This is a genomic window from Streptomyces sp. NPDC054847 (assembly GCF_053610925.1).
The window spans coordinates 1-5,942 of the sequence record NZ_JBSGZJ010000443.1; the positions used below are offsets into that span (position 1 = coordinate 1).

Genomic DNA, 5,942 nt, shown 5'->3' on the forward strand with positions numbered 1-5,942 from the left:
GGTCTCGCCGCGGCGCTGGCCGCCCAGGACGGCCGCGAGGTGGTCCTCGTCACCGCCCTCGGCGACGACCCTGCGAGCGAGGCGGTACGACGGGCGCTGAAAGGGCGCGTCCGGCTGGCCGAACTCCCGCTGCGGGGAACCCTGCCGGTCAAGACCCGGGTGCTGGCCGGCGGGCGGCCCCTCGTACGCCTCGACCGCGGCGGCGGCACACCCGGCAGCCCCGGCGCCGCCGTGGCCGAGGCGCTGGCAGAGGCGGAGGCCGTCCTCGTTGCCGACTACGGCAGGCACACCGCCGACGCCGTCCGTGAACAGCTCGCCGAGGCCGCCCACCGCATGCAGCTGGTCTGGGACCCGCACCCCCGCGGCGCCGCCCCCGTCCCCGGCGCCCGGATCGTCACACCGAACGCCGCCGAGGTCCGCTCGCTCACCGGCTCTCCCGCCGAAGAGGAGCCCTCGCTGCGCGACTTCGCGGAACGTGGCTCGCGACTGGCGGACCGCTGGCTGGCGGCGACCGTCGCCGTCACCCTGGGCGAACGCGGCGTCCTGCTGACCCGGCCGGGCGGCGGCACGCCCATGCTCGTCCCCGCGCCCTACCGCGCCGACGGCGACCCCTGCGGCGCGGGTGACTGCTTCGCCGCGGCCACCGCCGCCGCCCTGGCGGACGGCGCGCTCCCCGAGGAGGCGGTGCAGCGCGGCGTGGCCGGCGCTGCGGCGTTCGTGGCGGCGGGCGGCGCCGGCAATCCGAAGCTGTGGCGGACGGCGTTCGCCGGCAGGACGCGGCACGGGGCGGCGACGGACCCGTTCGCGCTCGTGGAGAGCGTCCGGGCGCGGGGCGGCACCGTGGTCGCCACGGGCGGCTGCTTCGACCTGCTGCACGCCGGGCATGTGGGCCTGCTGGAGAGCGCGCGCCGTATCGGCGACTGCCTGATCGTGTGCGTCAACTCCGACGCCTCGATCACGCGTCGCAAGGGGCCGGGCCGTCCGCTCAATCCGGTGGAGGACCGGGTGCGGGTGCTCGCCGGACTGGGCAGCGTCGACGCCGTCGCCGTCTTCGAGGAGGACACCCCGATCGCGCTGCTCAGCAGGCTGCGGCCGGACGTGTGGGTCAAGGGCGGCGACTACTCCGTGGAGGACCTGCCGGAGGCCGACGTGGTACGCGCCTGGGGCGGGCAGGCGGTCGTCCTGCCCTACCTCGACGGCCGCTCCACCACGCTGCTCGCCCACCGCGCGGCCGAATCGGCGAAGCCGGTCGACACCCCGCCGCGCTGACCCACCACGACGGCCCGCGCACCTCGCCGGCCGCACGGCCCGCCGCCGAAGGAGACCGGATGAGCACCCGCACCGGCGAGAGCCCGAGCACTGCGACGAGCCCGCGCCCCCGTGTCCTGGTGCTGCGGGCACTCGGTCTCGGCGATCTGCTCGCCGCCGTACCCGCCCTGCGGGCCCTGCGGCGCGGGCTGCCCGGACACGACATCGTGCTGGCCGCGCCCGCCCGGCTGACCACGGCCGCCGCGGCGACGGGGCTCGTCGACCGGCTGCTGCCCGCCTCCGCGCCCGGCAGGGCCGTACCGGCGGAGCTGAGCTGGGACGGTCCGCCGCCGGACATCGCCGTGGACCTGCACGGGAACGGTCCCGCCAGCCGCGGGCTGCTCGCCGGGCTGGGGCCCCGCGACCTCTACGCTTACGGGCTGCCGGACGGTCCGGTGTGGCGGGACGACGAGCACGAGCGGGAGCGCTGGTGCCGCCTGCTCGAAGGACACGGGCTGCCGGCCGACCCCGAGGACCTGTCCGTGCCGCCGCCCGCCACCCGCTCACCCGCACCGGGCGCCGTGGTCGTGCATCCGGGCGCCGACGCGGCGTCCCGCCGCTGGCCCACGGAGCGCTTCGCCGCCGTGGCGCGCGAGCTGCACCGTGCCGGACACCGTGTCGTGGTGACGGCCGGGGCGGCGGAGGCCCGGCCGGCGGCCTCGGTGGCCCGCCTGGCCGGGCTGCCCGACGGGGCGGTGCTCGGCGGGGCGGGCGGCGACATCCCGTTCGACGTGCTCATGGCCCTGGTCGCGGAGGCACGCTGCGTGGTGGTGGGGGACACCGGGCTCGCCCATCTGGCGACGGCCCTCGGCACCCCGTCCGTCACCCTGTTCGGCCCGGTGGCGCCCCGGCTGTGGGGCCCGCCCGCCCGGCCGCGCCACCGGGTGCTGTGGCACCCGGACGCCGACGACCCGCCGCGTCCCGGTGACGCCCACGGCGACCGGCCCGACGAGCGGCTGCTGCGCATCACCGTCGAGGAGGTACTCGACGCCGTACGCAGCCTGCCGCTGCCCGGGGCAGGGCCGCCGGCCGGTCAGGCAGCCGTGCTCAGACCGGGCTGACCGGTCAGCGCCGGCCCCTCGGTCCGTACGACCACCGGCTTCGCGGTGACCCGGCGTTCCCGGAACACGTAGCCCGCGCCGATCGCGCCCGCGATCAGCAGTCCGCCGGTCACCAGCGCCCCGCGCGCACCGGCCAGCTCCATCAGCAGCCCGAGCGCCGGGGGACCAGCGAGGCCCCAGAGGGTACGGACACTGCCCCACACGCCCAGCACCCGGCCCCGCATGTGCGGCGGCGGATCGGTCTGGAGCACGGTCGTGCCCGCGGTGTCGGAGACCGACTCCACGAGGGCCATCGGCAGCACGATGATCAGCAGTATCGCGAGCGACGGCGAGAGACCCGCGACGATCTGCAGGACACCGCCGGCCGCCGCGAGGGCGCCCACCAGCCGCACGGACGGCTTGCGCAGCCGCGCTCCGAGCACCGCGCCCAGGATGCCGCCGACGGCGAGCACGGTGGACACGGTGCCGAAGGCCCCGGCACCGCCGGCCAGCGGCCCGACCACGAGCACGGCGAGCGTGAGCTGGTAGTTCCGTCCGAAGACGGCGCTCAGCCCGGTGATCCCCGCGAGCGCGACCAGCCTCGGCCTGCGCATGAAGTACCTCAGGCCTTCGCGCATGCTCATGTCGTCGCCCGGATCCTGTGCGGCGGCGGCCTTCTCCGTCCGGCGCTCCGACCGGGAGCGGACCGCGCCCGCCACGGGGCGCAGGAACGGTATGACGGCGGTCACGAAGAGGAAGGAAAGCCCGTTGGCCGCATAGGCGGCGGCCGTGCCGAGGAAGCCGACGGTCACACCGGCGAGCGCCGCGCCCGCCAGCCGGCCCGCGTTGTGCACCAGCGAACCGACGCCGATCGCGGAGGGAACGTCCTCCGTCCTGACGAGGTCGTTGCCGAGCAGCGCGCACGCCGGGCCGTCGACGGTGGCGATGACTCCCGTGACAGCGGCGAGCGCCATCAGGACACCCAGGTTCAGCTGGTCCATCGCCACGAGGAACGCCGTCGTGAACGCCACGGCGCCCAGCAGCGCCTGGCTCACCGCCGCGGTCAGCTTGCGGGGCCAGCGGTCGACGGCGGCGCCGCCGGCGAGGCTCATCAGCAGCCCGGGCGCGGCCTGCACGGACATCGAGAGTCCGGTCGCGGCGGCCGATCCCGTGATCTGGAGCACCAGCAGGTTCTGCACGGTGAGCTGCATCCACGTACCGGCGTTCGACACGAAGTTCGCGACGGACCACCAGCGCATGCTGCGGTACTTGAGGCAGCGCCACGGCGAACGGTCGCCCAGTAGGCGCTGCGCGAGACGGCCGGACGGAGCCGGGGAGGCGGACGGGGCGGAGGAAGAAGAAGGCACGGTGAACACTCGGGTGACGAGCCCCCGAGGGACCCATGTGGCGGAATGCGGCGGAAGCTCGGAACACCGGCTGCACTGCGCGGTCGCTCCACCGGATCTTGACGGCGCCCCACCACGGAAGACTGTCCCCCCGCACGTCCGTTGACGGCGAAAGGCGCTCCCCGGCAGGGCGCAGCCCATCGTGGCAGACGGCTTCGGAGAAGCGGTTCGAGCGACCTCGCCCACGGTGCCCGCGACGGGCCGGAACCCTTGCGGGCACTGGGATCGGGCACTTCTGGTGTGCTTGCTCACAGGCCCTTTAGAGCGGCCGCGCGGGGCATGGCGCGAGTGCCGGAGACAGTTGCGCGCGTCACAGTGGAGTGGATGCGGTGCGGCAGGGTACCCACCGGAGCCGATGCCGTGTCAGCCGCACGCCGAGCGGCATCCGAACGGGCGCGGACGGAAGGCAGAGCATTGAGCAGCGGAGTGCAGGTCGACCTTCAAGGCAGGCAGGCCCTGGTGACGGGCGGCGCGAGAGGCCTCGGCGCGGCGATCAGCCGCCGGCTGGCCGGCGCGGGGGCGAGCGTCCTGGTCGCTGACGTACGCAGGGACCTCGCGGAGGAACTGTGCGAGGACCTGGCCCGGCAGGGCGGCAAGGCGGAGTTCGTGGCGCTGGACGTACGGGACTCCGCCGCGGTCGCGGACGTCTTCCGCGAGCTGGACGAGGACGGCGGCCGGGTCGACCTCCTCGTCAACAACGCGGCCGTCGACGTCTGCAAGCCGATCGAGCACCTGACGGCCGAGGAGGTGAGCCGGGTGATCACCACCAACCTGCTCGGCCCGATGTTCCTCTGCCTGGAGACCTACCGCCGCATGGTCGCGCGTGGCGGCGGTCACATCGTCAACATCCTCTCCACCGCGGCCAACCGCACCTGGACGGAGGCGGGACCGTACGCGGCCGGCAAGTCCGGGCTGCGCGCCTTCACCCACACCCTGTTCCAGGAGGCGCAGCGCGACTGTCCCGGGATCGGCGTCACCGGCATCATCGCCGGCGGCATGGCGACCCCGTTCATCCTCGACCGCTTCCCGGACGCGGACCTGACCATGCTCCAGAGCCCCGACATCGTCGCCGACACCGTCCTTTACGCCCTGTCCGTGCCGGACACCAGCGCGGTCTCCGAACTGGTCGTCGTGCCGCGCAAGGAGCCCTCATGGCCGTGACCCCAGGAGCAGCCGCCTCGTCCTCGCCGGGCGCCGGCCGGCCGGTCGCCATCGTCACCGGCGCCGACTCCGGCATCGGTCGGGCCACCGCCGTGCGGCTGGCCGCGGCGGGCATGGACGTCGGGATCACCTTCCACACCGACCAGGAAGGGGCGCAGGAGACGGCCGAGGAGGTACGCGGCCACGGTCGCCGTGCCGCCGTCGCCCGGATGGACCTCACGGTCCTGCCCGGCGCCGCCGACGTCATCGACCGGCTCGCCGGTGAACTGGGCCGGGTGGACGTGCTCGTCAACAACGCCGGCACCGGCACCGCCGCACCCTTTCTCGACCTGGACCTCGACACGGTCCGCCAGGTCGTCGACGTGGACCTCGTCGGCCCGTTCCTGTGCGGTCAGCGGGCCGCCCGCCGCATGATCGACCAGGGGGACGGCGGCAGGATTGTCAACGTCACCTCGGTCCACGAGCATCAGCCGAGGGTCGGCGCCGCCCCCTACTGCGCGGCCAAGGGCGGTCTCGGTCTGCTCACCCAGGTGATGGCCCTCGAACTCGCCGAACACGGCATCACGGTCAACTCCGTCGCACCCGGGGAGATCGCCACTCCCATGACCGGCCAGGAGGACACGGACGTCCACGCCGAGGAGCGGCCGGGCATCCCGCTGCGCCGCCCCGGCGACGCACGGGAGGTCGCGGCGGTCATCGCCTTCCTCGCGGGCCAGGACGCGGGTTACGTCACCGGAGCGTCGTGGTCGGTCGACGGCGGGATGCTGCGGATGGGCCCCATGGCCGGATCGCACCTCCAGGACGACTCCTGGCGCAGGCCCTGAGGCAGCGAGCCGTACCGGCCGCGGCGACCATGAGGACCGCTCCCGCCCCCTCATGCGGGAGCGGCCTCGTCGGTGGGGGCCGTGCCGTGGTGCTGCGGCCGTGTCGCGCGGGCCGCGGTCGTGCGGGCCGTTGCCGTGGCGCCGGCCCGGGACCGGGGGGAGTCGGGGGGGCCCCCGGCGGCGGCGGCCTTCCCGTACCACAG

Annotated in this window: 5 protein-coding genes; 4 read left to right on the plus strand and 1 reads right to left on the minus strand. The window is 75.1% G+C overall.

All coding sequences use genetic code 11. The features are described 5' to 3' along the window. Positions 1-1,269, plus strand: a 1,269-nt coding sequence (gene rfaE2, locus ACWGH4_RS29545) for a D-glycero-beta-D-manno-heptose 1-phosphate adenylyltransferase (RefSeq protein ID WP_453466312.1), incomplete at its 5' end; no start/stop codon positions are given. A 59-nt stretch (positions 1,270-1,328) separates the two neighbouring features. Then, the gene (locus ACWGH4_RS29550) at positions 1,329-2,369 is read left to right on the plus strand and encodes a glycosyltransferase family 9 protein (RefSeq protein ID WP_453466314.1); all 1,041 of its coding nucleotides are present in this window, start codon (positions 1,329-1,331) and stop codon (positions 2,367-2,369) included. On the opposite strand, the gene ACWGH4_RS29555 is transcribed toward ACWGH4_RS29550, so the two are convergent. Continuing rightward, positions 2,342-3,607: an MFS transporter gene (locus tag ACWGH4_RS29555; RefSeq protein ID WP_453466320.1), complete on the minus strand. Its 1,266-nt coding sequence runs from the start codon at positions 3,605-3,607 to the stop codon at positions 2,342-2,344. The two genes, ACWGH4_RS29550 and ACWGH4_RS29555, sit on opposite strands and share 28 nt — an antisense overlap. A gap of 561 nt (positions 3,608-4,168) precedes the next feature. Between ACWGH4_RS29555 and ACWGH4_RS29560 the strand changes: the two genes are divergently transcribed. After that, positions 4,169-4,915, plus strand: coding sequence for an SDR family oxidoreductase (locus ACWGH4_RS29560; RefSeq protein ID WP_453466316.1), 747 nt, complete (start codon positions 4,169-4,171; stop codon positions 4,913-4,915). Then, positions 4,906-5,739, plus strand: a complete 834-nt coding sequence (locus ACWGH4_RS29565; protein WP_453466318.1) for an SDR family oxidoreductase — start codon at positions 4,906-4,908, stop codon at positions 5,737-5,739. Before ACWGH4_RS29560 ends, ACWGH4_RS29565 begins: the two co-directional genes overlap by 10 nt. Positions 5,740-5,942: the final 203 nt, after the last annotated feature.